The sequence below is a fragment of the Achromobacter sp. 18P8.1.1 genome (assembly GCF_057799415.1).
Genome location: NZ_JBYOKH010000026.1, coordinates 21,346 through 45,098, shown reverse-complemented (window position 1 = coordinate 45,098; position 23,753 = coordinate 21,346). Strand labels below are relative to the sequence as shown.

Genomic DNA, 23,753 nt, shown 5'->3' with positions numbered 1-23,753 from the left:
ATGATATTAATCAATTAGTATGGCAACAATCTTCACATAAGTCCATACATTATAAATCTTGTACGGCTCTCATAGCCGGACGGATGCTGTTGCGCGCCTGCCCGACCCAATCCCTGGCTGATGTATGGATTTAGTGTCCTTAACCAAGGGATATCACATGTCCAACTCTAGACTCTGGGCCCGCCTGGCCGGCGCCCGGGCATCCTGCCTGCGCGCCGCGCCCCGGGCCGCTTGCGCCGCCCTGCTGCCCCTGCTGCTGAGCGGCTGCGACTGGGCCCTGTTCGCGCCCAAGGGCGACATCGGCGTCCAGACCAAGAACCTGATCCTGATCGCATCGGGCCTGATGCTGCTGGTGGTGATCCCCGTGATTCTGCTGACGCTGTATTTCGGCTGGCGCTACCGCGAAACGAACACCCGCGCTCGCTACGAACCGAAGTGGTCGCATTCGACCTCCATCGAAGTCGTGGTCTGGACCATTCCCTGCATCATCGTGGCCATCCTGGGCGTGCTGATCTGGAAGACCACGCACGAACTGGACCCGTACAAGCCCCTGGAATCCGAAGTGGCGCCGCTGCGTATCGAAGTCGTGGCGCTGGACTGGAAGTGGCTGTTCATCTACCCCGACTACGGGATCGCCACGATCAATCAGCTGCCGGTGCCTGTGGGCACGCCGCTGGAATTCAAGCTGACCGCGCAGTCGATGATGAACTCGTTCTTCATCCCGCAACTGGGCACGCAGATCTATGCGATGGCGGGCATGCAGACCCGACTGCACCTGATCGCGGACGAACCGGGCGTGTTCCCGGGCCTGTCCGCCGCCTACAGCGGCCCGGGCTTTTCCGACATGCACTTCCTGACCCATGCGACCTCGCGCGCCGAGTTCGACGCCTGGGTGAAGCAGGCGCAAAGCGCGCCGCAGAAGCTGGACGCCGCCGCCTATGAACGCCTGGCGCAGCCCAGCGGCCGCATGGAACCGGCCGTGTTCTCGCAGGTGCAGCCCGCGCTGTTCGACGCCATCGTCAACCTGTACATGCACGACCACGGCACCCCGCGCGCAACCGCCAAGCAACTGGCGCTTACGCAATCCCTGGAACAAGCAATAGCGAGCGAACTATGTTCGGCAAACTGACCCTAGAGGCGGTCCCCTACCACGAGCCCATCATCATGGGCACGCTGGGGGTCGTCATTCTTCTCGGCCTGGCCCTGGTGGCCGCCATGACGTACTACCGCAAGTGGGGGTACATCTGGACCGAGTGGATCACCACCGTCGACCACAAGCGCATCGGCGCGATGTACATCATCCTGGCGCTGATCATGCTGCTGCGCGGCTTTGCCGACGCCATCATGATGCGCGCCCAGCAGGCGATGGCCGTGGGCGACGCCGCCGGCTACCTGCCGCCGCACCACTACGACCAGATCTTCACGGCGCATGGCGTCATCATGATCTTCTTCGTGGCCACGCCCCTGATACTGGGGCTGATGAACGTGGTCGTGCCGTTGCAGATCGGCGCGCGCGACGTGGCCTATCCGCTGGTGAACTCGCTGGGCTTCTGGTTGTCGGCCGTCGGCGCGGTCCTGGTCATGATCTCGATGTTCGTGGGTGATTTCGCCGCCACGGGCTGGGTCGCGTATCCGCCATTGTCAGGGCTGCAATACAGTCCAACCGTGGGGGTGGACTACTACATCTGGTCCCTGCAGATATCGGGGCTGGGCACGACGCTGTCCGGCATCAACTTCATCGTGACCATCCTGCGCATGCGCGCCCCCGGCATGAACCTGATGAAGATGCCGGTGTTCACGTGGACCGCGCTGATCACCAACATCCTGATCGTGGCGGTGTTCCCCGTGCTGACGGCGACCCTGGCGCTGCTGACCATGGACCGGTACTTCGACATGCATTTCTTCACCAACGAGCTTGGTGGAAACGCGATGATGTACATCAACCTGATCTGGATCTGGGGCCACCCCGAGGTCTACATCCTGATCCTGCCGGCGTTCGGCGCGTTCTCGGAAATCATCGCGACGTTCTCACGCAAGCCACTGTTCGGCTACAAGTCGATGGTGTACGCCACGTCGTCCATCGGCATCCTGTCGTTCTTCGTCTGGCTGCACCACTTCTTCACCATGGGCTCGGGCGCCAACGTGAATGCCTTCTTCGGCATCATGACGTCGATCATTTCGATTCCCACGGGCGTGAAGCTGTTCAACTGGTTGTTCACGATGTTCCGCGGCCGCATCCGCTACCACTCCGCCACGCTGTGGACGATCGGCTTCATGGTGACGTTTGCCATCGGCGGCATGACCGGCGTGCTGCTGGCCGTGCCGGGCGCGGACTTCGTGCTGCACAACAGCCTGTTCCTGGTCGCGCACTTTCATAACGTCATCATCGGCGGCGTGGTGTTCGGCTGCCTGGCGGGCCTGACGTTCTGGTTCCCCAAGGTCTACGGCTTCACCCTGAATGAATTCTGGGGCAAGACCTCGTTCTGGTGCTGGCTGATCGGTTTCTTCCTGGCCTTCATGCCGCTGTACATCCTGGGCTTCAAGGGCATGACGCGCCGCATGAACCACTACCCGCATGCGGACTGGCAGCCGTACCTGATCGTGGCCCTGGTGGGCGCGGTCATCATCGGCCTGGGCATTCTGTCGCTGCTGATCCAGATCGCCGTCAGCATCAAGGACCGCAAGCAGAACCGCGACCTGACGGGCGACCCCTGGGACGCGCGCAGCCTGGAATGGGCGACCGCGTCGCCGGTACCGTCCTACAACTTCGCCGTGACGCCGGAAATCACGTCGCTGGAGCAGCATTGGGACAACAAGCAATCGGGCCGCGCCTACGTGCGCCCGGCCAAGTACGACCCGATCCATATGCCACGCAACACCGCGGTGGGCTTCGCGATTTCGATGTGGGGCCTGTTGCTGTGCTTTGCGCTCGTCTGGCACATGTGGGCCGTGGCCGTGGGCAGCCTGGTTGCCATCGTCATCACGTTCGTGGTGCGCAGCTATGACCGCGACGTGGACTTCTACATTCCCGCCGCCGAAGTCGAAAGCATCGAGAACGCCCGTTATGAACGCCTTCAGGAGGCCGCGTAAGCCATGAGCCATCTGACCCTTAGCGACGCCGCAGGCGCGCACGAGGAACACCACGACGACGGATCCAAGACCACGATGGGGTTCTGGATCTATCTGATGAGCGACTGCCTGATCTTCGCCGTGCTGTTCGCCACCTTCGCGGTGTTGGGCAACAGCACCGCGGGCGGGCACACCGGCGCGGAACTCTTCCATCTGCCCTTCGTGCTGGGCGAAACCATGCTGCTGCTGATCAGCAGCTTCACCTTCGGCGTGGCCATGCTGGGCATGCAGGCGGGCCGCAAGCAGCAGGTCATCACCTGGCTGGGCATCACCTTCCTGGTCGGCGCCGGCTTCATCGTCATGGAGCTCTACGAGTTCTCGGTACTGCTGGCCGAAGGCGCCGGCCCCAGCACCAGCGCGTACCTGTCGGCGTACTTCACACTCGTCGGCACCCACGGCCTGCACGTGTCGTTCGGCCTGATCTGGATCCTGGTCCTGATGCATCAGGTGCATCGCTTCGGCCTGGACGGCATCGTCACGCGCCGCCTGTCCTGCCTGTCGATGTTCTGGCACTTCCTGGACCTGGTCTGGATCTGCGTCTTCACCTTTGTCTACCTGCGCGAGTTCGTATGAGCACGATCACCCATCCCTCCCCCCATGGCGCGCATCCGCATGCGGACGGGCACGACAAGTCCCATGGCAGCCTGAAGAGCTACATCGTCGGCTTCCTGCTGTCGCTGGTACTCACGCTGGCGTCATTCGGCGCCGTCATGACGGACCTGGTGCCGCGCGAGAGCCGGTTGCTGGCCCTGGTGGTGCTGTGCATCGTGCAGTTGCTGGTGCAGCTGGTGTATTTCCTGCACCTGGGCGCGTCCCGCACGCAGCGCGACAACACCGGCGTCTTCATCTGCACGGCGCTGCTGATCGCCATCATCGTGGCGGGTTCGCTGTGGGTCATGCACAACGCCAACGAAAACATGATGCCCATGCAGATGTCGGTGGATCAGGCGAAGTCCCGCCCCTAAGGAAAGCAAGATGGAACGCCTGCGCTTGGACCCGCCCGCCCTCTACCTGGACGCCCAGGGCAACGTCCCCCAGTTCGAGAGCGTGCGCCAGGCGCGTACCGAGTTGCGCGTGGGCGGATCGGCGCAAGCCGCCGCCGATGCCGGCCTGTACGCCGAGGCCGTGGGCGGCCTGGTGTTCGGCGACAGCCGCGACGGCCAGGACCCGCGGCATTTCCTGACCCACCCGACGGCCAGCGGCACACACGCCCTGACGCTGGGTGCGCGCCTGCTGGCGGGCATGCCGCCTACCCGGCGCGTGTACTTGCCCACCCCCAGCTGGAGCAACCACCAGCGCATCTTCGAAGAAGCGGGGTTCGCGGTCGGACACTATCCCTACTTCGATGCGCACGAGCGCCAGCTGGATGTGGACGCGCTGGTCGGCTTCCTGTGCCGGCTGCCCGACCCCGCCATCATCGTGCTGCAAGCCAGTTGCCATAACCCCACCGGCAGCGACCTCAACCGCGACCAATGGGATGTGATCGCCGACGTGATCAAAGCGTTGGGGCACATCCCCTTCATTGACATGGCCTACCAGGGCCTGGGCGATACGCTGCAGAACGACAACTACGGCGTGACCGCCATGGCCGACCGCGGGGTCTTCACGCTGGTCGCGCAATCGTGTTCGAAGATCTTCCAACTGTCGGAAACGCGCTGCGGCAGCCTTAGCGCCTATTGCCCCTCGGCTGCTCAGGCGCAGCCGCTTGCCCGCACCATGCAGTCGTGGACGCGCATGGATGCGCCGCCCGCGTCGCTGGGTGTGGTGGCCCGCATCCTCAGCCAGCCGGGCCTGCGCAAGCTGTGGCAAGACGAACTGAACAGCATGCGCGACCGCGTCGGGCAAGTGCGCGCGGCCCTGCACAAGACCTTGTGCAGGCTGTCGCCCGCCTGGGACTGGTCGTATCTGACGCATCAGCGCGGGTTCTTCAGCTACGACCCGGCATTGCACCCGGCCAGCGGCCTGGCAGAAGCTGCTGCCCTGCCTGATCCGCGCATCGTGTCGGCATCCGGCCGGCTGGGTATTTCTTTGATCACCGAACGCAACCTGCCCCAGATCGCCCACGCGATCGCGGGAGCCAGCGCGCCCTGACAGCACGCGGGCAGCCGCCTCGCGGCGGGGATCACGCCGATTCCGGCAATCCTTCCAGCAATTTGTCCAAGGTGATCGGGTAGTCACGCACCCGCACGCCCGTGGCGTTGTAGACCGCATTGGCGATCGCCGCGCCCACTCCGCACAGGCCCAATTCGCCCACGCCCTTGGCTTTCATGGGCGAGGACATCGGGTCGGTTTCGTCCAGGAAGATCACTTCCTGCAAGGGAATGTCGGCATGCACCGGCACCTCGTAGCTGGCCAGGTCGTGATTGACGAAGAAGCCGGCCCGTTGGTCGATGGCGAGTTCTTCCATCAGCGCCGAGCCGATGCCCATCGTCATCGCGCCGATCACCTGGCTGCGGGCGGTCTTGGGGTTGAGGATGCGGCCCGACGCGCAGACGGCCAACATGCGGCGGATGCGGGTTTCACCGGTGGCGGCGTCGACCCCGACTTCGACGAAGTGGGCGCCGAAGGTGGATTGCTGGTAGGTCTTGTCCAGGTCGCCGAATTCAAGCACGTCCTCGGCGACCAGTTCTCCGTCCGAAGCCGCTTGCCGTAACAGCGCCGTCCGGCCGCTGGCTTCCGTCACGGAGCCATCCGCGAACACCGCCCCTTGGGCAGCGAAGCCCAGCTTCGCGAGAACGGCGTCGCGCAGCTTCTGGCAGGCCGCGTACACGCCGGCCGTCGAGCTGTTCGCCCCCCATTGCCCGCCGGATCCGGCCGACACGGGAAACGTCGAATCGCCCAGGCGCACAATGACTTTCGCCAGCGGCACGCCCAGCATCTCGGCTGCGGTCTGGGCGATGATGGTATAGCTGCCCGTGCCGATGTCGGTCATATCGGTTTCCACGATGACCTGCCCTGCCGCGTCCAGCCGCACGCGCGCGGCCGAGTCCGTTACCAGGTTGTTGCGGAAGGCCGCCGCCACGCCCATCCCCACGAGCCAGCGGCCGTCCCGGCGTGAACCCGGGCGCGCGTTGCGTTCCTGCCAGCCGAATTTCTTGGCGCCCATGCGCAGGCACTCGACAAGGCGCCGTTGCGAAAACCGGCGTTCCGGCGCGGAAGGGTCTACCTGCGTGTCGTTGCGCACCCGGAATTCAACGGGATCCAGGCCAAGCGCTTCGGCCATCTCGTCCATGGCGATTTCCAGCGCCATCAGTCCGGGCGCCTCACCCGGGGCGCGCATCGCATTACCTTCCGGCAAATCCAGCTCCACCAGGTTCAACGCGGTCAGCCGGTTGGCGCCGGCATACAGCAGGCGCGTCTGCTGGACCGCTTCTTCAGGCTTGCCGTCAGGCAGATCGCCCGACCAACTTTCATGCGCAATCGCGGTGATCTTGCCGTCCTCTGTCGTTCCGATGCGGATACGCTGAATGGTGGCAGGCCGATGCGTCGTGTTATTGGCAATCAGCGGGCGCGCCAACGCCACCTTGACCGGACGCCGCGCGGCGCGCGCCCCCAGCGCCGCCAGCAGCGCGTCGGCGCGCACGAACAGCTTGCCGCCGAACCCGCCGCCGATGTAAGGGGAGATGAGCCGCACCTTGTCCTTCGGCACGCCCAGCGTCTTGGCCACGTCACCGCGTCCCCAGTCGATCATCTGGTTTGAGGTCCACAGCGTCAACGCGTCGCCCTCCCACGCGGCGGTGGAGGCATGCGGCTCCATCATCGCGTGCGTGTGGTCGGGCGTTCGGTAGGTTTGGTCGATGTGGACTGCCGCCCCCGCGTAGGCGCCTTCAAAATCGCCCACCAAGTCCGGCTTGGCCAGTTTGCCGGCCTTCTCGGCGGCGTCTTTTTCCGCGGCCAGGTCGAAGGCGCCCGGCGCGCGCTCGTACTGCACCCGGATCAGCCGGCTTGCCGCCCGCGCCTGCTCCAGCGTTTCCGCCACGACCAGCGCGATGGCCTGGTGATAGTGCTGGATGTCGGGACCACCCAACAGCGTGGCGGTATTCATTTTTCCTTTGCCCAGCTTGCCTGCGTTTTGCGCGGTGACAACCGCCAGCACACCTGGCGCGCGACGCGCCGCCTCGATGTCCATGGCGGCGATCCGACCCTTGGCGATGGCGGCGCCCAGCACGTAGCCGACGGCCGCGTCGCGCACCGCGTCATGGCGCTCGTAGGCGTAGGCGGCCTTGCCCGTCGTCTTCAAGGGGCCGTCGACGCGGTCGACGCCCTGGCCAACGACCTTCAGCTGGTCGATGGGGTTTTGGGTGGCAGGAGTATCGAATTTCATCGCGTCAGGCCCTCGCTTGCGCCAGCACTGCACTCAGGGTTCGCGTCGCCAGCGTCAGCTTGAAGGCGTTATCGGCAGTAGGCGTCGCCCCGGCCAGCAGCCGGCCGGCCACTGACGCTGCCCCGCGAGGCAATTCCGCCTCGGCGGCTTCTACCCGCCATGGCTGCGGCGCCACGCCGCCCAGCGCGATCCGGCCGCTGCCGTCCGGCTGCAGCACCGCCCCCACGGACACCAGCGCGAAGGCAAACGACGCGCGGTCTCGCACTTTCCGATAGAGGTGGACGCCGCCGATCGGCTTGGGCAATGTGACTGCCGTGATGAGCTCGCCGGCATTCAAGGCGTTGTCGATGTGCGGCGAGTTTCCCGGCGGCCGGTAGAAGTCCGCAATCGGAATCACCCGCTGGGCGCCGTCAGGCTTTACGGTCTCGATCTGGGCATCCAACACGCGCATCGCCACCGCCATGTCGCTGGGATGCGTGGCGATACAGGCCTCGCTGGCGCCAATCACGGCCAGTTGGCGGGTCACGCCGCCAATGGCGGAACATCCGCTGCCCGGCGCCCGCTTGTTGCAGGGCATGTTCGTATCGTAGAAGTATGGACAGCGCGTACGCTGCAGCAGATTGCCGGCGGTCGTGGCGCGGTTCCGGATCTGTCCGGAGGCGCCGGCCAGGATGGCGCGCGCCAGCACGCCGTAATCCCGCCGGATCCGCGTATCCGCGGCCAGGTCCGTGTTGCGCACCAGGCTGCCGATCCGCAGGCCGCCCTCCGGTGTCTCGGCGATGCGGTCCAGATCCAATCCATTCACATCGATCAGATGCGTGGGGGTTTCCACTTCCAGCTTCATCAGGTCAAGCAGGTTCGTCCCGCCGGCGATGAAGCGCGCGCCGCGCACGTGGGCGGCGCTGGCCGCCGCCTCGGCCGGCGTGCGGGCGCGTTCATAGGTGAAGGGCCTCATGCTTTGTCCCCCGCTACCTCGACGATCGCGTCGACGATGTTCGAATAGGCGCCGCATCGGCAGATATTGCCGCTCATGCGCTCACGGATCTCTTCCACGCTGAGGATCGGACGTTCCGTCAGGCTGGCGCTGACATGGCTGGGAATTCCTTGGGCCACCTCTTCCAGCATGGCGGACGCGGAGCAGATCTGCCCGGGCGTACAGTAGCCGCACTGGTAACCGTCGTGTTTGATGAAAGCGGCCTGCAGCGGATGCAGCGCGGTGGGCGTTCCCAGGCCTTCGATAGTCGTTATTTCGGCCCCGTCGTGCATCACGGCAAGCGTTAAACAGGAATTGACGCGCCGGCCGTCCAGCAACACCGTACAGGCGCCGCACTGCCCGTGGTCGCAGCCCTTTTTCGTGCCGGTCAGTTGTAGATTTTCCCGCAAGGCGTCGAGCAGTGTCGTGCGCATGTCCAGCGCCAGCTCACGCGCCGTGCCGTTGACGCGCAGCGTCACGGTGGCCGCCATCGGCTGCATGTTGCCCTGCGCGGCTTGTTGTTGCGCACAGGCCAGCGACGGCGCCGCCATCGCGGTAGCGGATACGGCGCCCGCCTTCAGCAGACTACGCCGGGTAATCTTGATTGATAGCGAGTTTTCCAAGGCAGCCCCTTCTTTAATCCGCGACGCGGGCCGTGCCGCGATCCGGCGGGACTGCCAGCAAGCCGCATTCCCGAAGGGCGCGCGCCCCCGCTCGCCTCGCATGCCGGTTCGCCGGCTGGCGCTGAATTGTGTAGTTGTTTAAAGCGCCCCCGCTTCGTTCTTCACACTCCTTAAAGGGATCCGGGAAAATTGCCGTCCGTCTCCCGATACATTGCCCGCCAGCGGTCGCCCGGCCGCAGCGTAAGCAAGGGAGGCCCACGTGTCGGAAATCGTTGTGTATGTCAGAAGCCAGCCGCAACTCGGCGACCAGATCGTCGCCCTGCCGACCCTGTATCAGCTGAAGACGTGGTGGTCATCGAAACGGATCAAGGTGGTTGCCCGGGACGATGTGGGCAGTTTCTACCGGGCGCTGCCCTGGGTCGATGAGTTCGTACGCGCGTCGACGTTCGGCGACTACCTGCGCAGCTTGAAAAAGGAGACAGGGGTTTGCGTCAGCCTGCACCACAGCAGCGAACGCTTCGGCCTGATCAATCTGCTGCGTCTGCCGGCGATTCGGCTGGGGTTCCGCAACGCACGGATCAGCGACCTGATCTGGACGCACTGCCACCGCAAGAACACCGCCGAATACATCGGCCAGGCCAATCTGCGGCTGCTGGCCTCGTATCGCCCCTTCGACCTTGAACGCGCGGCGCGCGAGTGCTTCCAGGCGCTGGCGCGTCCGCACCTGCGCACCGCCCAGCGTGCCGACGTGGTGATGATTCCCGGCGGTGGAGCCGGCGCGTTCAAGCGATGGAGCCTGGCGAACTACGTTCGGCTGGCCGACCGGCTCAAACAGTTGTTGGGCAACGGCACCCGGTTCATCTTCGTGCTGGGCCGGCAAGAGGCCACGGAACGGGATGCGCTGAAGGCGATGCATCGGCCGGACTTTGCCATCGCCTATTGCCGACCGGTTCCGGAACTTAGCGCCATCATGCTGCGCGCGCGCCTGGTGGTGGCCAATGACTGCGGTCCCTCGCATATCGCGCAAGGCGCCTGTGTGCCTTACGTCGGGATTTTCAACGAACCAAATCCCGAATGGTTCTGGCAGCGGCCCCGCTCGGCCGCGGTCGTTCCGCGGCGCCCCGAGGACGGTATCGACACCATTACGCCCGACGACGTGCTGGGCGCCTGCCGCAAGGTACTGGAGCATCATGCGCATATTGCATACGCTGGCTGAACATGGCTTGGGCGGACTGGAATTCCGCACCTTGGAGCAAGCAAGCTGGCTGCAACGCCACGGTTACGAAGTGGCCATCGCCTCGCCCGCAGGCAGCACAGTCAGCCGGGAGGCCCGCGCGCGCGCTTTGACGACGGTGGACATCGACTTCAAGCCTGCGTATTCGCCGTCGACCGTCCTGGCGCTGCGGCGCGCCATCAAGGCGCTACGGATCCAGGTCATCGACAGCCACAGCCGCGCCGACGGCAAAACCGCCGCGCTGTGCCGCGACTTGTGCGCGGTCGTCCGGACCCGCCATTTCGCCAAAGCCATGCGCACCTCGCCCCGCCGTCGACTGGAATGGAAGATAGGCTGCGACCACGTCATCGCGACCAGCGACGTCGGTAAACAGGAACTGCTGGCGGCACGGCTGGTTCCCGAAGACCGGATAAGCGTCGTGGGCGAGTGGGCCGGCGACGATTTCTTCCAGCCGGCCAGCAAGCCCGACGCACGCTTGCACATCCGGCGCAATCTGGAGATGGCTACCCCCGAAGAGGCTTTCGTGATCGCTACCGTGGGGATGCTGCGCCCGGAAAAGGGCCAGGCCGATCTGCTGCGCGTGGTGCAACGGCTTCGCAGCCAAGGGGTGCCGGCCGCGGCTCTGGTCGTGGGCATGCCTACCCCCAGCACCAAGCCCTATGCGTACGAACTCTACCGCTTGGCAGTAGATCTGGGCATTGCGGAACATGTGGTGTTCGCCGGGCACCGGACCGATGTGCCCGACATGATCCGGGCGGCCGACGTGGTGCTGGTGCCGTCGGCGACGGAAGCCTGGTCGCGCATCGTGCCCGAATCCTTCGCGGTAGGCCGGCCGGTTGTTGCCAGCGATGTGGGCGGCCTGCCGGAGATCGTCACCCCCGGCCGGACCGGCTGGCTGGCCGCGTCCGGTGACGTCGCGGGTTATGTCGATTGCATTATGCAGATCAGAAGCCGCCCGCGGCAGGCAGAGGACATCGTGGCCAGCGCCAGGGCGTTCGCGGAAACGCATTTTCGCTTGGACGGGCAGATGTTCAATACGCTGGAGGCATATCGGCGGGCGACGGGCGCGGCCTAGGTCGGGTCAGGGATCAGCCACGTATCCCGGTGACGAGACGGATTTGTCCAACGTCTTTTTCCTGAGCGTTCCTGCAACTGGATATCTGTGGCTGGCGCCATTGCAGAAAGACGTCTTTCCTCATCAGCACGATTATTTTTGCCTGGACCGGCGGCGTCACGCAGATTATCTCTTCCATTATTTTTTGCGATGGCCAGACCGCAAGTAAAGAAGCCACAGACACGACCACAGTCCAGTTCAGCATCCTCGATTCGCATTTCTACAGGAAGCGCGAAGTGTAGAGAGAGATGCGATTTGCCGTCGCTAGTAAACGCAAATAAAGCAGACAGAAAGTATCTAACGCGTTAACTATATTTCGATTTATTCCGCAATATAGTTTCCAGGCTGATTGGGCAATGACAATGAGCGCGAGGTCGGCGCGTGCGTTCAGCCGATTACCCCCGGATTACGCGTGCGATCCGCATGCAGGCATTTCACTCATTTGGCAAATGCGCGCCGCAACCGCTCCAGTTCGGCAGTATTCAGGCGCTTGGCTTCCTGCTCGGCATAGTTACGTTCTCCCGCATCGTACGATCCCTCGTAAATGCACCGGCTGCGAAGAAACTTGCAGTTGTCGCTGACTACCCGTTCCGACGCTGCACTTGAACCGGTGCCAGGACTGGAGCTGGATGATCCCGGAAGGATCGAAGAACACCCGGAAACGAGTGCGACGAGCAAGAGCGCGACACTGCATCGGCTCAGCGTATGAATGGACATCTTCCTGGCCCTGAGATAGCTGCTGTAAGCCTCTTTATAGCAAGCCCCGGTTCGCAGAGGGGTTCCAAAGGGTAGCGGAAAGCGTTGTTCGGCTATCCGGCGCGCAAGGCCTTGCGGCGTACCCGCAAGCTGCCTCGCACCGTACGGTGGCGTTTGTCAGGAGCCCGTTCCCCGCGCGCCTTGCGCCGGTCTGACCGCGCGGCAAGCCTGGCGCGCGCCGTGCAGGCTGCCGCCAGTGCCAAGAGCTTGTCTTCGTCCAGCTGTTCCGCATCCACAAGTCCTTCATCCGCCCCTTTCAGGGCGATCAGCAACTCGTCCAGTTTCAGGTGCAATGCCTGCCCGTCCTTGTTCTGACTCTGCTGGATCAAAAATACCATCAGGAACGTGACGATCGTGGTGCCGGTGTTGATCACCAGCTGTCAGGTTTCGGAATACCCGAAGGCGGGGCCACACACCGCCCAGATCAACACGGCGATCAACGCGGATCCGAAAGCGATAGGAGAGCCCGCCCACTTGTTGACCTGGGCGGCGAAGTGGTCGAAAAACCGTGAGACGGCATTCATTTTTTTACCCTGCTTTTCTTCCGGCATGCTCGTCCCCCTTTCAGCCCATGCCCGACGCTGAGCAAGTTTCGTACCGAAAGCCCCTGCGGCCATACTAGACCGCCTAGCACCCCCACACTATTGCGGGGAAGGAATTGGCGGCGCGATACTAATTGCCCATTCATCTACTTTTGGAGGTGCGGCAATGCACGACGACATCCGAAAGCTGGGCGCCCAAGCCGCCCGTGATGGTTTGACCTTGTGGGATTGTCCCTACTATCAGGCAGCGGTCATGCCTGGGCATACCGGTGAATCGATCGTTGAATGGCGCGAAAAGGTCGAGGCCTGGGAAGCCGGCTGGATGGCCGAAACAAAATCCTGGAAACCGCCCGATGGGGTCATCCGGTATGTGCCCCGCACAACCGAGCGCCGCCGCCATTAAGCCGCGGCGGAGGTATCCCGGCGCGAGCAATGTCAGCGTGGCATGCCTCTTGCTGACGCGTGGATCCATTGAAAACTGGGGATCCCCATGAAAGCCGATGCGATTGCCGATTCCGACACCCCTGACCGCGACCCTCAATCGTTGGTGCAGCAACTACAAGACATTGATGCGCGGCGTCCCGATTTCCCGGGCGAACACCTGATCGTGTTCGGCCTCGGCGCATGGCTGTTGATGGCAGGTATGCGCCGAGGCACCCTTCTCACCCGCCTGGCCATGACCACCGTGGGCAGTGCCCTGATCGGCAGGGCGGCCAGCGGCACCGGGGGAATCGCTCGCCTGGCCCGCGTGCTCAAGAAACTCCACTAAAGGAAGCCGAACAGCGCACCATGCCGTCCGTTCCTCGTGTTCGGCACGGCGTTTGCTGTGAGCGTCATCGTGGCGGACCTCCCCACGACATGCACCTTCCCGGCACCCCAAGGAGCAAAACATGAACATCCTTCACGCGAGCGATACGCCCCCACGGCCGGACAATGACGGCGCGCCGCCCGAGCAACACCCGGCAGAAATTCCGCCTTCCAAGCCAAAGCAGGATGCCCCCGGCGAGCACGAAGGCGGTAAGGAAGCACCGTGGCCGCCCGACAGCATCCCGAATCCCATGCCGGGCGTGGATCCGCAGCAGACCCCGGGAATCGACCGGCTGGGTGCTTATGGTCCGTCGGCGTGGTGGCAATGAGGCGCCAATCGCCGGTCAGCCCAGCCGCGCGGGACGATGATTTCGGCAAGGCCCGGCACACGACATGGACCTGACGTGGGATCTTCTTCAATGGCCGGCGATGGCCACATCCCTCGCCGCCGCATGGCTTGTGGCATCGCGCGGGCAGGGCAAACGCAATGCGGGGTTCTGGGTTTTCCTGCTGAGCAATGTGCTATGGATCGCCTGGGGGTTGCACGACGACGCCATTGCCCTCATCGCATTGCAATTGGGATTGGCTGCGATGAATATCCGCGGGGTGATGAAGAATAAATCCGGCGCTTGATCGCAACGGATGGCGCCTGCTTGCCGCCCGCCCCAAAAATCAAAGGGCCGGATCCAATGTTTCAAAGGATCCGGCCCCACAACTGCTACCGACCTGCCCGCCTTGCGGCAAGCAGTTCAGCTCTTAAATCGGTTTGATCATCGTCGCCTGAGGACCTTTCTGTCCTTGGCCGGCGACGAACGACACGCGCTGGTTCTCTTCCAGAGACTTGTGCCCATCACCCTGGATTTCAGAGTAATGCGCGAAGAGGTCTTTACCACCCAGTTCCGGCGAAATAAAGCCGTAGCCCTTGTCGTTGTTGAACCACTTCACGATGCCAGTTTCTATCTTCAATGTATGTCCTAGATGTACAGGGAAAAAATATTCCCGGGGCCACTATGGGTGATTAGCCACCACAAAGATATCGCTGTTTCGAAATGACACATCTGCCGCCTTCTTCAGCGCGACAGGGCGGCGACACGCGCGCAAGCACGACGCCGCCCGTTTCCGGGACTTCAAGCCGATTCCAACTCGCGCGTTCCCGCCCTGAACTGCGCGAAGGTGGGGCCGCCGGGATGCATGCGCAAGCTGTCGCGCAAATTGGTCCAGGGCAAATCCAAGGGATTCATCGGCATCGGTCCCGGGGCAGCGCAAATCAGGATGTCTGCCGCAATGGGCGTGAAATCCGCCCGGAAATGCGTCGTGCTCTTGAGCACCAGGATGTTCTGCTGGGTGGGGTCGATGCCCACGTAGCGGAACATGGCCTGGTCCGCCATCTGCGCTTTATGCGACGCCACGACCACGCGCACTTCGCCAATACGCAAGCAGGCGCTCGGCCCCAGCTCCATGCGAAAGCCGGAGTAGAAGGGGCCGGTTGCGACAAACTTCCCATCGGACAGCCGCTCCACCACGAAATCCGCCTCGAAAGGCGCATCCCCCGGAATCCGAGAGTGGCCGCCCAGCGCGATGCGCACCGTCGCCCCCTCCCCCGCCTGGTGAGCCAGCAAGGCCGCCTGGGGATCCACCATCAGTCCCAATGCGCTGCCCGGCACGTTGTGACGCACGAGTGCGCGCAGAATGGCCGTAGTGTCGGAGTCCCCGCCTGCGCCGGGATTATCCTGCGCGTCGGCAATGACGACCGGTTTATTGGCGCTGGCAGCCAGCTTCGCCGCCTGCACCACCGCTTCTTCCGGTGAATACAGCTTGCCCGCAAACGCGGCTTCGGCCGCCTCGACATCGTCTGTCAGCGCATCTGCCGCAGCATCCGCCGCTGACTGCGTGTCGGCATAGGCCCACACGAGCGCGCCACAGTCCGGAAAGTCCGCGGCGGGAAAACCCATGCAAAACGACATGCTGGAAACGCCCGGCTCGGCCTCCAGCGTTTCAAGACGCTCGTATAGTCCTTTGGCCGGCATGGCCATCGTGCTTTGCCAGCAGGTCGGCAACAGATACGAGATGCGGCGGGCGGCGACGCAGGGACGCGGCATGCCGTCTAACCGCTTTTGCATGAAGGCAAAGGCGCGGGCGCCCGTGTCAGCCATATCAACGTGGGGATACGTGCGATAGGCGATCAGGGCATCGGCCTCTTTCAACATGCGCTCGGTCACGTTGGCGTGCAGGTCCAGGCTGGCGACCAGCGGCACCTCCGGCCCGATCAGTTCGCGCACGCGGCGCAGCACTTCCCCTTCCCCGTCGTCGTAATGCTCGGCGACCATTGCCCCGTGAAGATCAAGATATACCCCGTCGGCAGGCAGCGCCGCGGCGATGTCCGCAAGCAGGATCGCCACAATGCGCTCGAAGGCATCGCGCGTGACGTGCGCCGAAGGGCTCGCGGCGCACCACAACGTGGGGATCAAGGTGTGCTGGTGTCCACGCGCCGCCTCCGCGAAGCCCGCCGCGGGAATATTGGCGCCCTGGATAGCCGGGAAGACGGCTTCGCCGCGCGCCATGCCCGGCCAGCCTCCGCCCAGCATGAAGGCGTCCCAATCTGCCTTGCTTGGTGCAAACGTATTCGTTTCGTGCTGAAAACCGCCAACAATGATGCGCATCTTGCGCTCCTCTGAAAATGGAAAAACGGTTAGACCACCGACATGTCTGGACGAGGGACCAAGCCTCGATCCGGCTGGCCCTGTGAACTGAATTCTTGGCCAGCGCTTCATGCCGCGCGCAAGGCGCGGAAATTGCGGAAATCCCAATCCCGCCCGGGTGCCGCCTCGATCAGTTCGCGCGTGTAGGCCTGCTGTGGGGCCGTCAACACGCGGGCGGCAGGGCCGGACTCCACGACACATCCCTTCTGCATGACAACGATGCTGTCGCAGATCTGGGCCGCCACCCGCAAATCGTGCGTAATGAAGAGGATCGCCACGCCCGTCCGGGCCCGGATCTCCTCCAGCAGTTTGAGAACCTGGTCCTGCACCGACACGTCCAGGGCGGAAACCGCCTCATCGGCCACCAGCAGATCCGGTTCCATCACGACGGCGCGCGCAATGCACAGGCGTTGACGTTGACCGCCCGAGAACTGGTGGGGATAACGCTGCATGACGTCGCGCCCAAGACCCACCAGTTCGAGCGCCTGCGCGGCTTTCTCGCGGGCTTCGGCGTTTGCGACGCCAAAGTTGACCAAGCCCTCAATCAGCGAATCGCCCACCTGACGCCGCGGATTCAACGAACGATAGGGATCCTGGAAAATCATCTGTACACGGGTCCGCCGCAGGCGCATCTGGGCACTAGATACCTGCACGATGTCCTCGTCCTTGAGGAAAATGGCGCCCGCGCTCGGCTCGATCAACCTGACGACACAGCGTGCGACGGTCGACTTGCCTGATCCCGATTCCCCCACCACCCCGGCAATTTCACCGTGCCTCACCGTCAAGGCCACGTCTTTGGCTGCCGCGACCACACGCGCCGCGCCAAAAAAAGGCTTCTCTTTATAGGTCTTGCCCAGCCCGATGATCTCCAGCACTTTCTCTCCGCTAGGCAAGGGCCGCTGCTGCGGTACAAGACTGGGCACCGAAGACACCAGCATGCGCGTATACGCTTGCGACGGCCGGGCAAGGATCTGATCACGCGTGCCGGTCTCAACGACGCTGCCTCGATTCATGACCACAATGCGATCGGCAATCTCGGCCACCACCCCGAAATCGTGCGTGATGAACACCACGGCCGTGCGCTGCCGCTCCTGGAGTTCCCGGATCAGGGTCAGGATCTGCTTTTGCGTAGTCACGTCCAGCGCGGTGGTCGGCTCATCCGCGATCAACACCTGCGGCTTCAGGATCAGGGCCATCGCAATCACGATGCGCTGGCGCTGCCCACCAGACAATTGATGCGGGTAGGCGTTGTAGACCCGCTCGATGTCCGGCAAATGCACCGACTCCAGCATTGCCAATACTTGTTTGCGTCGCTCGGACGCACCCAAGCGGCTGTGCAAGCGCAGCACCTCATCAATCTGCCTGCCCACCTTCTGCACGGGATTCAATGCCGTCATGGGCTCTTGAAACACCATGGCGATCCGGGAAGCGCGCAGCGCGCGCAGTCGGTCAGGCGTCGCCTGCAGCACATCATCATTACCCAGCAGGATGCTGCCGGCCGTCGCGGTCAGCACGCCCTTGGGCAGCAGTCCCATGGCGGCCAACGAGGTCACGGATTTTCCCGACCCGGATTCGCCCACCACGCACAGGGTTTCGCCGGGATAGACCTCGAACGATATGTTCTCGATCACCGGCCGACGGGCGGCGCCATGGCCGGCTTGCACGGTGAGCGCCGAGATCTTCAGCGCAGGCGCCTGGCCCGTCTCACGATTAGCGGATGTTGTTTTCATAACGTCGTGAATCCTGGGTAAGCCATCAGAAGCGGCGCGAGAATCGCGGATCGAGCGCGTCGCGCAGCGCGTCGCCAAGAATGTTCACGCTCAGCACCGTCAACGACAACAAGAGCCCGGGATACAGGATCAGGCCTGGCAGCATCTGGAAGTACACGCGCCCCTCGGCCATCACATTGCCCCAGGACGGCGTTTCCGGCGGAATCCCCGCCCCCAGAAAGCTCAGTACCGACTCCGTCAGAATCGCCGCGGCGAAGATATAGGTGCCTTGCACGATGAGCGGCGCGTAGGTATTGGGCAGCATGTGCCGCAGCACCAGCACCGGCACCCGGGTACCCAGCGACACCGCCGCTTCAACATAGGGTTCGTTGCGGACAGACAGGATGACGCTGCGCACCATACGCGCCACCCGGGGAATCTCCGGAATGGAAATCGCCACCAGCACCGTGAACAGACTGGCCCCGGACAAGGACACCAGCGCAATCGCCAGCAAGATGCCCGGAATGGCCATCACCCCATCCAGAAAGCGCATGATGACGGTGTCGGCAGCCTTGAAGTATCCGGCCAGGATCCCCAGGACCAGGCCGGCCAGCAAGCTGGCCACCACTGCGCCCAACCCCACCGCCAACGACACGCGCGCGCCAAATAGCGTACGCGAGTACACATCGCGGCCATACGCATCGGTGCCCAGCCAGTGCTCGGCGGACATCGGCTTGAGACGGATGGCCGGATCCATCAGCGTGGGATCCACGGTCCCCAACCACGGGGCAAAGATCGTACCGACCAGCAACAAGCTCAATAAGGCGATAGCCAGCATGGCCGGCCAGGCCGACATGGTGGTCTTGAGTTGCCCCAGGATCGAAGACGAGGCGGCGGCCTCGACGACAGGCGCGCCAGGCGCCGGCAAAGATGAAGTCGTAGCAGACATGGCGTGCGCACCTTCAGTAACGAATGCGCGGATCAAGAACGGTGTACGAAAGATCGATCACCAGATTGATTCCGACATAGACCAATGAGAAAAGCAGGATCATGGCTTGGATGACGGGATAATCCCGCGTCAAGACGGCGTCCACGACCAATCGCCCCAGGCCTGGAATGTTGAACACGGATTCCGTCACCACCACGCCGCCGATGAGCATCGCAATACTCACCCCGATGATCGTCACGATGGGAACGGCGGCATTACCCAGTGCATGACGCAGCAACACGCCGCTTTCGCGCAGCCCCTTGGCGCGCGCCGTGCGGATGAAGTCTTCCTGCATGACTTCAATCACGCTACTGCGCACAATGCGCGCGATCAGGGCGACATACACCGTGCTCAAGGCCAGGGTCGGCAGGATCAATCGCTGCGCGAACTGCCACACCCCTTCGGCCATCGGCTGATACCCCTGCACGGGGAACCAGCCCAGCTGCATTGAAAAGATCAGGATCAACACATAGCCAATGATGAACACCGGCACGGAAAATCCGACGACGGAACCTGCCATGATGGCGCGATCCACCAATTTCCCCTGCCGCCAGGCCGCCACGATGCCCAGTGGAATCGCGACCAGCACCGTGAAGACGATGGTCGACAGCGACAGCGCGATGGACGGCCCGATGCGGTCGGCGATCAGACTGGACACCGGCGCATCGGAAATCAACGAGGTGCCCAGATCTCCCTGTGCCAGTCGGCCCACCCAAATCGAAAACTGATCCGGGATGGACTTATCCAGCCCCATGTTCTTGCGTATTTCGTCTATCTGAGCCGAGGTGGCCCCGTCGCCGGCAATGATTGCGGCGGGGTCCCCGGGCGTCAGACGCAACATGGCAAAAACAATGATGGCGACCACCACCAATACCGGAATGACGGAAAACAGGCGCTTCAAAAGAAATCCAGGCATGGCCGACTCACTTACCGGTTTTTTGAAGGTCCCAGAACACGGGAACCGGAGCCACCACCACACCTGTTATTTGCTTGCCCGTGGCAGACAGGTTTGAAAACTGCCCCAGGGGCACGATGACGCCTTCATCGATCACCAGTTCCTGGATCTCGTCGGCCAGGCGCTTGAGCACGGCCGGGTCATTCGTGCGTGCAAACTGTGCGCGGCGCTTTTCGATCTCCGGCACGTCCGGCCAGCCGAACCAGGCGTCCTTGCCGTTCGCCGCCACGCCCATGAAGGCAAGCGGGTCCCGAATATCCGGAATCACCGTATAGGTGCCGAAGATATTCCATCCCCCCTTGGCGGCCGGTTCGTGAGAAGCGCGACGATTGAGCACCGTCTGCCAGTCCATGGACTGCAGATCCACCTTGAAGCCGGCCTTGCGCAGCGATTGCGCAACCACCTGCAGGATGGGTGCCGAGCCCGGATTGTCCGAGGGCATCAATATCACGACCGGCGTGCCGTCGTACTTGGCCTCTTTCAGTAACGCCGCGGCCTTTACGGGGTCGCCCTTCACCAGTTTTTCGGCGCCGATATTGCTTTCATAGGGGCCGCCGCAGCCGAATACGGCGGCGCAGGTCTGGAAGTACTTGGGATTGCCAATCTGCGCCTGCAGCACCTCTTTCTGGTCGACCGCCAATACCGCGGCTTGTCGAATCAGCTTGTTGTCGAACGGCGGTTGCTCGAAATTGAAGCGGATCTCAGACTGCCCGCCTTGCGAGGTCAGGACGTGCACGTTGATGTCTTTATTGCCTTCCAGCATCGGCAACAGATCGAAGGGCGCTTTTTCGAGGAAATCAATTTCCTTGTTGATCAGCGCATTCACCGCCGTCATCTGATCCGGCATGGTCACCCATTTGACCTTGTCCACCTTGACGACCTTGCCCCCCGCCAGGCCGCTTGCAGGCTCCTTGCGCGGTACATAATCCGTGTTCTTCACGTAGACCACCTGCACGCCCGGCTTGTATTCCTCGGTCACAAAGCGGAACGGGCCCGAACCGATGGTCTCCTTGATCGCTTGCGACGGCGGCGTATTGGCGACACGCTCGGGCATCATGAAGGCGGGGATGGCGCTGGGCTTGGCCAAGGCGCGCACCGCCAGATCCGTGGCCTCGGAAAAGCGCATGACAAAAGTCCTGTCATCGACCGCTTCCATGCCGGACATCATCGACGCCATCATCTGGCCCATCTTGTCCTGCGACGCCCAACGCTTGATCGACGCGATGCAGTCGGCCGACGTCACCGGCTTGCCGTCATGCCACTTCAGCCCTTCTCGCAAGATGAAGGTATAGGTCTTGCCATCATCGGAGGCTTTCCAGGACTCCAGCATCTGAGGCTGGATCTTGTTGTCCCCATCGAGAGAGAACAGGGTGTCGTACACCATGTAGCCATGGTTCCGGACGATATAGCCGGTGGTGATCACCGGGTCCAATGAACGCAAAGCGGCATGCATCACTGCCGTCACGGTCTGCGCCTGAACGGGCGCCAATGCGGCCGTGCCGAATACCGCGCTGGCGGTCAGCGCCAGGCGTACCGCCTGCAATGCCATCGATTGCTTTTGTGCCATGTTTTTTTCCCCTTGGTCTAAAAGAATGAAAGCTGCTTAGAAGTAAGTGCGAATGGCTCCTACCACGTCATACCGCTCGTCCACCATCAGAATGGCCTCCCACTTGTCGAACGTCAGGCACGGGTGCGAAATGCCGAAACACACCATGTCGCCCACGCGCAAGGGTGAATCGACGGGAACGCTCATGTGGCAGTGCTGATCATCCAGGCCAGTCGCGACGTGACCGGGCGACAAGGGGGAAGGTGCCGCGCCAGCTGCGGGTACGGTATCCGTGCCCGGCCGGAACCACCCCATCACGGGGGGCATATGGTCGGGCGAAATATCGCGCTTTCCGAGATTGACGATGACCTTTCCTGACTCTGGCCGGGACTGCACATAGCCCCAGACTTCCAGCGCCGGCCGCAAGCCATGCCCCAGGCTGGCAACATCCGGACTGCGATCCTTCAATCGAGCGAAGGCCTCTTTGTAGAGATGCGAATCGTGCGTCAGGTAGCAGCCGCTGCGGGTCAACACCATGTGCTCGCGCGACAAATGCAGCGGGGAAAAGTGCCGTGTCACCAGGTCGTAGAAAGACGAGCCACCGGCACTCAGCAGAATCGGGCCGTCGGCAAACACCTGCTGGGCTTCACACGCCTGCACGGTGGCAATCATGCGGGCAAGGAAGGCGGCGATCTGCGTTTCCACATCCTGGTCGGGCAAGGGCTTGATCAAACCCTCGAATCCTTCCACCCCACGCAGGGCCAGGTAAGGGGACGCTTGCTTCAAGGCGGCAATCACCGCTTGCACGCACGCATCGTCTCGGCACCCGGTACGGCCGCCGGCATATCCCACTTCAAGCAGCACCTGCAGCGGCCTGCCGATATTGGCCTCGCGGGCGGCCTGCGCCAGGGCTTCGACATGCGCCGCGTCGTCCACCAGGCAATAGAAATCGAAGCTCGGATCGTCGCGCAGTGCCTGCAGGATGTACGCGACAGACTGCTTGCCGACCAGCTGGTTCGCCAACACAATCCGCTTCGCGCCGAACTGGCGTGCGACCTGAACCTGATGGCAGGTCGCCAACGTGATGCCCCAGGCGCCATCGCGGCGTTGCAGATCAAACAGCTGGGGGCTCATCGTGGTCTTGCCGTGGGGCGCGAAAATCGAGCCGCGCTCTTCCAGGAACCGGCGCATCCAGTCGCTGTTGTGATGCAAGGCGTCTTGCCTGATTACTGCCAGCGGCAGCGGCAAATCCTCGCGCAATACGTTCCATCCCTGCTTGGCGATGTCCTCGATGGGCACCGCCCCGATCAGGCCCGGCATTCCTTTCACGCAGGCATCAAGGGGGGCATGGGCGCGAGTGGCCACTTTCTTGGTCAAGGCCGGACCCACGCCCTTGCGCTCGACAATCAAGCCGTAGTGCTGTGGCTCGCGATGGCGCGCGAAATCAAAGAATGTCTCGCGATACACCTTGCTCATGTCCAGATCGCAGCGCGCGGTCACGAGTTCGTCTTCAAGAGTCGTTGCCATCGCCACGATTTCGCCGGAGGGCGCGATGATGGCGCTCTGCCCGATCATCAGGGACCCCTCTTCGCGGCCGCACTTGGCCGTGCCCACGACCCACGTGCTGTTCTGATACGCCCCTGCCTGCATGGCCAGGTGGTTATGGAAATTGGACAAGCCATCCACCGCACCGTCGCCGGTGTGGTCATTGGGCGTGTTGTAGCCCAGCACGACTAGCTCCGCGCCTTGCAGGGCCATCACCCGATAGGTTTCGGGCCAGCGCCGGTCATTGCACAAGCACATGCCCACCACGCCGCCAAAGGCGTCCCATACGGGAAAACCCAGATTTCCCGGTTCAAAATAGCGCTTCTCCAGATGCTGGGAGTCGCGGCCGGGTTGCGGCTCCACATGCCCGGGCAAATGGATCTTGCGGTACTTGCCAATGATTTCCCCGTCCGCACCGACCAGAATGGACGTGTTGTAGTGGCGCGTCTTGCCGTCTTCGACGGCTAGCTCCGCATACCCGATGTAGAAGCCAATGCCTAAGGCGCGCGCCTCATCGAACAACGGTTGCGTCTGCGCATTCGGCATTTCCGCCTCGTACCAGGCGTCCAGCTCGGGGCCGCGTTCAATCAGCCAGCGCGGAAAGAAGGTGGTCAGTGCCAGTTCGGGAAAAACCACGAGTTCGCAGCCGCGGGCACTGGCTTGCCGAAGCAATGCGATCAGCCGCTTGACCACCGCTTCCCTGCCCTCTCCCTTGGCAATCGGGCCAAGCTGCGCCGCGCCGATCGTGATGTGCCGTGCCATCTTCGTCTCCGTGAAGTCGACCTGCATGTGGTCGCTGATGGCTGCAT

The 23,753-nt window shown here is 63.1% G+C and carries 21 protein-coding genes and 1 pseudogene; 11 read left to right on the top strand and 11 right to left on the bottom strand.

Going from position 1 to position 23,753, the window contains the following annotated elements; translation table 11 throughout:
* The first annotated feature begins 157 nt into the window (after positions 1 to 157).
* The 5 genes from cyoA to AC27VE_RS17420 are packed head-to-tail and all read left to right on the top strand — an operon-like array spanning position 158 to position 5,220.
* On the top strand, positions 158 to 1,129 hold the full coding sequence (gene cyoA, locus AC27VE_RS17440) for a ubiquinol oxidase subunit II (RefSeq protein WP_006221974.1): 972 nt from the start codon (positions 158 to 160) through the stop codon (positions 1,127 to 1,129).
* Positions 1,114 to 3,090 carry a cytochrome o ubiquinol oxidase subunit I gene (gene cyoB / locus AC27VE_RS17435; RefSeq protein WP_006221975.1) on the top strand — a complete coding sequence of 659 codons (1,977 nt, stop codon included), beginning with the start codon at positions 1,114 to 1,116 and terminating at the stop codon, positions 3,088 to 3,090. Before cyoA ends, cyoB begins: the two co-directional genes overlap by 16 nt.
* 3 nt (positions 3,091 to 3,093) lie before the next feature.
* Complete coding sequence (gene cyoC, locus AC27VE_RS17430; RefSeq protein ID WP_280026996.1) at positions 3,094 to 3,702, top strand: cytochrome o ubiquinol oxidase subunit III; 609 nt, start codon at positions 3,094 to 3,096, stop codon at positions 3,700 to 3,702.
* Positions 3,699 to 4,094: a cytochrome o ubiquinol oxidase subunit IV gene (gene cyoD, locus AC27VE_RS17425; protein ID WP_427955351.1), complete on the top strand. Its 396-nt coding sequence runs from the start codon at positions 3,699 to 3,701 to the stop codon at positions 4,092 to 4,094. Before cyoC ends, cyoD begins: the two co-directional genes overlap by 4 nt.
* A gap of 10 nt (positions 4,095 to 4,104) precedes the next feature.
* Complete coding sequence (locus AC27VE_RS17420) at positions 4,105 to 5,220, top strand: aminotransferase class I/II-fold pyridoxal phosphate-dependent enzyme (protein WP_488704534.1); 1,116 nt, start codon at positions 4,105 to 4,107, stop codon at positions 5,218 to 5,220.
* A 31-nt stretch (positions 5,221 to 5,251) separates the two neighbouring features.
* Here the strand turns inward: AC27VE_RS17420 and paoC are convergent, their stop codons facing one another.
* From paoC to paoA, 3 genes are read right to left on the bottom strand one after another with little or no spacing between them, the layout of a single operon-like run.
* Positions 5,252 to 7,453: an aldehyde oxidoreductase molybdenum-binding subunit PaoC gene (gene paoC, locus AC27VE_RS17415; RefSeq protein ID WP_488704533.1), complete on the bottom strand. Its 2,202-nt coding sequence runs from the start codon at positions 7,451 to 7,453 to the stop codon at positions 5,252 to 5,254.
* 4 nt (positions 7,454 to 7,457) lie between these two features.
* Positions 7,458 to 8,408 (bottom strand): FAD binding domain-containing protein, encoded by a 951-nt coding sequence (locus AC27VE_RS17410; RefSeq protein WP_488704532.1) that lies wholly within the window; start codon positions 8,406 to 8,408, stop codon positions 7,458 to 7,460.
* The gene (gene paoA, locus AC27VE_RS17405) at positions 8,405 to 9,049 is read right to left on the bottom strand and encodes an aldehyde dehydrogenase iron-sulfur subunit PaoA (protein ID WP_488704571.1); all 645 of its coding nucleotides are present in this window, start codon (positions 9,047 to 9,049) and stop codon (positions 8,405 to 8,407) included. The genes AC27VE_RS17410 and paoA overlap by 4 nt, the downstream gene beginning before the upstream one ends.
* A gap of 259 nt (positions 9,050 to 9,308) precedes the next feature.
* Between paoA and AC27VE_RS17400 the strand changes: the two genes are divergently transcribed.
* Together AC27VE_RS17400 and AC27VE_RS17395 are read left to right on the top strand one after the other, a co-directional pair.
* On the top strand, positions 9,309 to 10,265 hold the full coding sequence (locus AC27VE_RS17400) for a glycosyltransferase family 9 protein (RefSeq protein WP_488704531.1): 957 nt from the start codon (positions 9,309 to 9,311) through the stop codon (positions 10,263 to 10,265).
* On the top strand, positions 10,240 to 11,358 hold the full coding sequence (locus AC27VE_RS17395) for a glycosyltransferase family 4 protein (protein WP_427957252.1): 1,119 nt from the start codon (positions 10,240 to 10,242) through the stop codon (positions 11,356 to 11,358). Before AC27VE_RS17400 ends, AC27VE_RS17395 begins: the two co-directional genes overlap by 26 nt.
* A gap of 848 nt (positions 11,359 to 12,206) precedes the next feature.
* On the opposite strand, the pseudogene AC27VE_RS17390 reads toward AC27VE_RS17395, so the two are convergent.
* A pseudogene (locus AC27VE_RS17390) lies at positions 12,207 to 12,704 on the bottom strand (low affinity iron permease family protein).
* 157 nt (positions 12,705 to 12,861) lie between these two features.
* On the opposite strand from AC27VE_RS17390, the gene AC27VE_RS17385 reads away from it, so the two are divergent.
* From AC27VE_RS17385 to AC27VE_RS17370, 4 genes are all read left to right on the top strand, one after another.
* Positions 12,862 to 13,098 carry a CrpP-related protein gene (locus tag AC27VE_RS17385; protein WP_488704530.1) on the top strand — a complete coding sequence of 79 codons (237 nt, stop codon included), beginning with the start codon at positions 12,862 to 12,864 and terminating at the stop codon, positions 13,096 to 13,098.
* 87 nt (positions 13,099 to 13,185) lie between these two features.
* On the top strand, positions 13,186 to 13,464 hold the full coding sequence (locus AC27VE_RS17380) for a hypothetical protein (protein WP_427957256.1): 279 nt from the start codon (positions 13,186 to 13,188) through the stop codon (positions 13,462 to 13,464).
* A 121-nt stretch (positions 13,465 to 13,585) separates the two neighbouring features.
* Positions 13,586 to 13,831, top strand: coding sequence for a hypothetical protein (locus tag AC27VE_RS17375; RefSeq protein WP_488704529.1), 246 nt, complete (start codon positions 13,586 to 13,588; stop codon positions 13,829 to 13,831).
* Positions 13,832 to 13,895: 64 nt separating this feature from the next.
* Entirely contained in the window at positions 13,896 to 14,135 is a 240-nt protein-coding gene (locus AC27VE_RS17370) for a hypothetical protein (RefSeq protein ID WP_427957258.1), read from the top strand.
* A 123-nt stretch (positions 14,136 to 14,258) separates the two neighbouring features.
* Here the strand turns inward: AC27VE_RS17370 and AC27VE_RS17365 are convergent, their stop codons facing one another.
* From AC27VE_RS17365 to AC27VE_RS17335, 7 genes are all read right to left on the bottom strand, one after another.
* Positions 14,259 to 14,462, bottom strand: coding sequence for a cold-shock protein (locus AC27VE_RS17365; RefSeq protein WP_174544694.1), 204 nt, complete (start codon positions 14,460 to 14,462; stop codon positions 14,259 to 14,261).
* 167 nt (positions 14,463 to 14,629) lie between these two features.
* A complete protein-coding gene (locus tag AC27VE_RS17360; protein WP_488704570.1) occupies positions 14,630 to 16,162 on the bottom strand; it encodes a M81 family metallopeptidase in 1,533 nt (510 codons plus the stop codon).
* A gap of 107 nt (positions 16,163 to 16,269) precedes the next feature.
* Positions 16,270 to 17,931 (bottom strand): dipeptide ABC transporter ATP-binding protein, encoded by a 1,662-nt coding sequence (locus tag AC27VE_RS17355; RefSeq protein ID WP_488704528.1) that lies wholly within the window; start codon positions 17,929 to 17,931, stop codon positions 16,270 to 16,272.
* A gap of 25 nt (positions 17,932 to 17,956) precedes the next feature.
* Positions 17,957 to 18,859 (bottom strand): ABC transporter permease, encoded by a 903-nt coding sequence (locus AC27VE_RS17350; protein ID WP_427957260.1) that lies wholly within the window; start codon positions 18,857 to 18,859, stop codon positions 17,957 to 17,959.
* 13 nt (positions 18,860 to 18,872) lie between these two features.
* A complete protein-coding gene (locus AC27VE_RS17345) occupies positions 18,873 to 19,814 on the bottom strand; it encodes an ABC transporter permease (RefSeq protein WP_006221992.1) in 942 nt (313 codons plus the stop codon).
* 7 nt (positions 19,815 to 19,821) lie between these two features.
* Positions 19,822 to 21,420 carry an ABC transporter substrate-binding protein gene (locus AC27VE_RS17340; protein ID WP_006221993.1) on the bottom strand — a complete coding sequence of 533 codons (1,599 nt, stop codon included), beginning with the start codon at positions 21,418 to 21,420 and terminating at the stop codon, positions 19,822 to 19,824.
* 36 nt (positions 21,421 to 21,456) lie between these two features.
* A complete protein-coding gene (locus tag AC27VE_RS17335; protein WP_488704527.1) occupies positions 21,457 to 23,706 on the bottom strand; it encodes a nitrilase-related carbon-nitrogen hydrolase in 2,250 nt (749 codons plus the stop codon).
* Positions 23,707 to 23,753 lie beyond the last annotated feature (47 nt).